This window comes from Oceanitalea stevensii (assembly GCF_014837105.1).
GTDB lineage: Bacteria > Actinomycetota > Actinomycetes > Actinomycetales > Actinomycetaceae > Oceanitalea > Oceanitalea stevensii.
This window is the reverse complement of sequence record NZ_JACSPO010000008.1, coordinates 31,026-35,282: the sequence shown is the minus strand read 5'-3', so window position 1 is coordinate 35,282 and position 4,257 is coordinate 31,026. Positions and strand designations below refer to the sequence as shown.

At 74.6% G+C, this 4,257-nt stretch carries 3 protein-coding genes; 1 reads left to right on the top strand and 2 read right to left on the bottom strand.

The window, feature by feature from the left end:
- Nucleotides 1-170 precede the first annotated feature (170 nt).
- Nucleotides 171-1,352: a xylose isomerase gene (xylA, locus tag H9624_RS12675; protein ID WP_251840257.1), complete on the bottom strand. Its 1,182-nt coding sequence runs from the start codon at nucleotides 1,350-1,352 to the stop codon at nucleotides 171-173.
- Nucleotides 1,353-1,419: 67 nt separating this feature from the next.
- The gene (locus H9624_RS12670; RefSeq protein ID WP_251840256.1) at nucleotides 1,420-2,658 is read right to left on the bottom strand and encodes an ROK family protein; all 1,239 of its coding nucleotides are present in this window, start codon (nucleotides 2,656-2,658) and stop codon (nucleotides 1,420-1,422) included.
- A 70-nt stretch (nucleotides 2,659-2,728) separates the two neighbouring features.
- Here H9624_RS12670 and xylB point away from each other — a divergent pair, with 70 nt between their 5' ends.
- The gene (gene xylB, locus H9624_RS12665; RefSeq protein WP_251840255.1) at nucleotides 2,729-4,177 is read left to right on the top strand and encodes a xylulokinase; all 1,449 of its coding nucleotides are present in this window, start codon (nucleotides 2,729-2,731) and stop codon (nucleotides 4,175-4,177) included.
- Nucleotides 4,178-4,257: the final 80 nt, after the last annotated feature.

Below are 4,257 nucleotides of genomic sequence, written 5' to 3'. Positions count from 1 at the left end.
CCCCCCCCCCCCCCCCCCCCCCCCCCCCCCCCCCCCCCCCCCGGGGAGGGGGCGACACAAACGGCGAGCGGTGGCCCCCTACGCCGAGCGGTGGCCCCCATGCGTCGAGCGCTGAGCTGTTCCCTCGAACAACTCAGCGCTCGGCGAGGGGAGGGGGCACACACGGTGGGTCAGCCGATGAGGTGCTCCATGGCGAGCTGGTTGAGGCGCACGAAGCGGTACTCACGCGCAGCGGCGGCGTCGACGTCGAAGTCCTCGAAGGTGCTGCGGTCGGCGAGGAAGCCCTCGAGCGACTCGCCCTGCGCGAGCGTGGGCTCGGACAGCTCGAGCACGCCGGACTCCTGGAAGGCCTCCTGCACGCGCGGGTCGGCGCGGTAGGCCTTGGCCTTCTCGGCGAGCATGAGGTACATCGACATGTTCGCCTCGGCCGAGTCCCACACGCCCTGCATGTGCTCGGTGCGCGAGGGCTTGTAGTCGAAGTGGCGCGGGCCCTCGTAACGGGGGCCGCCGCCCGGGAAGCCGTTCTCGAGCAGGTCGACGGTGAAGAAGGCGGACAGGAGGTCGCCGTGGCCGAAGACGAGGTCCTGGTCGTACTTGATGGACCGCTGGCCGTTGAGGTCGATGTGGAAGAGCTTGCCCGACCACAGCGCCTGCGCGAGGGCGTGGGTGTAGTTGAGGCCCGCCATCTGCTCGTGCCCGGTCTCCGGGTTGAGGCCGACGATGTCGCCGTGCTCGAGCTCGGCGATGAAGCCGAGCGCGTGACCGACCGTGGGCAGGAGGATGTCGCCACGGGGCTCGTTCGGCTTGGGCTCGAGCGCGATGCGCAGGTCGTAGCCCTTGTCCTTGATGTAGCCGGCGACGGTGTCGATGCCCTCGCGGTAGCGGTCGAGCGCGGCGTTGACGTCCTTGACGCCGTCGTACTCGCTGCCCTCACGCCCGCCCCACATGACGAAGGTCGTCGCGCCGAGCTCGGCGGCGAGGTCGACGTTGCGCAGCACCTTGCGCAGGCCGAAGCGGCGCACGGAGCGGTCGTTGGCGGTGAAGCCGCCGTCCTTGAAGATCGGGTGGCTGAAGGTGTTGGTCGTGACCATCTCGATGGTCAGACCCGCGTCGTCCGTGGCCTGCTTGAAGCGGGTGAGGATGCGCTCACGCTCGGCGTCGTCCGCACCGAAGGGGACGACGTCGTCGTCGTGGAAGGTGATGCCCCAGGCGCCGAGCTCAGCGAGCTTGGTGGCGTACTCCCAGGGGTCGAGCACGGGGCGGGTGGCGGCGCCGAACTGGTCCTGGGCGGACCAGCCGACGGTCCAGATGCCGAAGGAGAAGCGGTCGTCGGACGTGGGCTTGCGAACCATGGAGTGACTCCTCGTCGAGTAGGTTTTGTTTCTTAGCGCAATTTAACTACGCGGGGGGCAGGTGGTGTCAAGCACCTGGCAGCCAGTTGCACGGTGTGGCGACGACCTCGCCGAGGACGGCGAGTGCCGCCCCGGTCAGCGCCGGCTCGCCGGAGAGGCCCGGACGGATCGTCACGTCGAGCCACGGGGCCGCGAGGACACGGCGCCCCAGCTCCTCCTCCATGGACGGGCGCATGGCGGGCAGGAGCGGGATGAACTGGCCACCGAGCACGAGGTCGTCGACGTCGAGGAGGTTGACGACGTTGGCCAGGGCCGTGCCCAGCGCCCGCCCCGCGCGCTCGACGGCGTCCCGCGCCGGACCCGGCTCGGCCGCGGCTGCGGCGAGCTCCTCGGCGGAGGCGTCCGGGCCGACGCCGGCGGCCGCGAGGAAGGCGTCGCGCCCGGCGTACTGCTCGAGGCAGCCGACGGCGCCGCAGGTGCAGGCCGGGCCCGTCGGGTCGACGAGCGTGTGGCCCACCTCCCCGGCCCAGCCGTGGCGGCCGCGCACCGGCACGCCGTCGACGACGGACGTGCCACCGACACCGATGTCGGCGGAGACGTAGAAGAAGGTGCCGCTGCCCGCCGGCCTGCCCGGCGCCTCCAGCGCGTGGGCGAGGGCGGCGAGGTCCGCCTCGTTGCCGACCCCGACCGCGGCGAGCTGGTCCCCGCCGGGTGCGGAGGGCAGCCTGAGGTGCTCGGCGGGCACGACCTCGCGCCAGCCGAGGTTGGGCGCGCGCAGCACCCGGCCGACGGAGTCGACGAGGCCGGGGACGGCGAGGCGCGCCCCGGCGAGCACCGTCCAGCGCCCGTGGCTGCCCGCGAGGATCTCGCGGGCCAGGTGCGCGAGGCGCCCGAGCACGACGTCGGGGGCGCTCGCCTCGAGGTGCGCGGGGACGACCCGCTCGGCGAGGACCGCCCCGCTGAGGTCGACGAGCCGGGCACCGAGGTAGCTCGGGGAGACCTCGAGGCCCAGTCCCGCGATCGTGCCGCTGGCCGGGACCAGCGGCGTGGCGGGCCGCCCCCGCCCGGCGATCTGCGGCGGCAGCTCCTCGAGCAGCCCCCCGGCGAGGAGCTCGTCCACGAGGCGGGAGACCGTCGAGCGCGTGAGGCCGCTGCCGGCGGCGATGGCGGCGCGGGAGACCGGTTCCGGCGCGGCGTAGGCCAGCATGGTGACCACGGAGAGGTTCTGGTCGCGCAGCGAGGCCTGACCCACGCCAGGGGTGAGCGAGCCCGGGGGGACGCTCCGCGCGTCGTCAGTGACCGTCATACCTTGACCATACCGATCCTGCCTGGTTTAGTTCCATGCTCTAACAATCTCGTCCCGCAGAGGTGGCGCCATGACTTCCCCGCTCGCCGGCCGGCTCGTTGCCGGCATCGACAGCTCGACCCAGTCCTGCAAGGTCGTCGTGCGGGAGGCGGACACCGGTCGCCTGGTCCGTTCGGGCCAGGCGTCCCACCCCGACGGTACCGAGGTGGACCCCGCCGCGTGGTGGGACGCGCTCCAGGACGCACTGACGCAGGCCGGCGGTCTCGACGACGTCGCGGCCGTCTCGGTCGGTGGTCAGCAGCACGGGATGGTCGTCCTCGACGCGGACGGCGCGGTCATCCGCCCGGCGCTGCTGTGGAACGACACCCGCTCCGCGCAGGCCGCCGCCGACCTCGTCCGCGAGCTCGGCGAGGGCGACGTCGACGCCGGACGCCGCGCCTGGGTCGAGGCGATCGGCTCCGTGCCCGTCGCCTCGCTCACGGTGACGAAGCTGCGGTGGCTCGCCCAGCACGAGCCGGAGAACGCGGCCCGGGTGGCCGCCGTCGCCCTCCCCCACGACTGGCTCACCTGGCGCCTCCTCGGCACCGGGGCGCTGGAGGACCTCGCCACCGACCGGTCCGACGCCTCCGGCACCGGGTACTTCGACCCCGCCGGCAACACCTACCGGCGCGACCTGCTCGACCTCGCGCTCGGCCGGGAGACCGACATCGTCCTGCCGCGCGTGCTCGGTCCCTCGACGGCCGCCGGCCAGGTGGGCGGGACGGGCGCACTCCTCGGCCCCGGCGCCGGGGACAACGCGGCCGCGGCGCTCGGCGTCGGCCTCGCCACCGGGGACGTGACGATCTCGCTGGGCACCTCCGGCGTCGTCTCCGCCGTCGCCGCCGACCCGGTCCGCGACGCGAGCGGCCTGGTCACCGGCTTCGCCGACGCGACCGGGAACTTCCTGCCGATGGCGACGACGCTCAACGCCTCCCGCGTGCTCGACGCGACCGCCCGCCTGCTCGGCGTCGACCACGCAGGCCTCAGCGAGCTCGCCCTCGCCGCCGAGCCGGGTGCCGGCGGCCTCGTCCACGTGCCCTACCTCGACGGCGAGCGCACCCCCAACCTGCCCACGGCCACCGGGTCCCTCCACGGGATGACGCGCGCGTCGATGACGCGGGAGAACCTCGCCCGCGCCGCCGTCGAGGGCATGATGTGCCACCTCGCCGAGGGCATGGCCGCGGTCCAGGCCCAGGGCGTGGAGGTGCGGCGCATCAGCCTCATCGGTGGCGCCGCCCGCTCGGCGGCCGTCCAGCAGGTCGCGCCGGCCGTGCTCGGCCAGGACGTCGAGCTGCCCGAGCCGGGCGAGTACGTCGCCGACGGCGCGGCCCGCCAGGCCGCCTGGGTGCTGTCCGGCGCCGAGCAGCCGCCGGTGTGGGAGCGGGAGGGCACGCGGGTCCTGTCGGCGGAGCCCACGCCCGAGGTCCTCGCCGCCTACCGCGCCGAGTCCGCCCGCGCCGTCGAGCGCTTCACCGCCTGACCCACCCCAGTCGGGGGGGGGGGGGGGGGGGGGGGGGGGGGGGGGGGGGGGGGGGGGGGGGGGGGGGGGGGGGGGGGGCG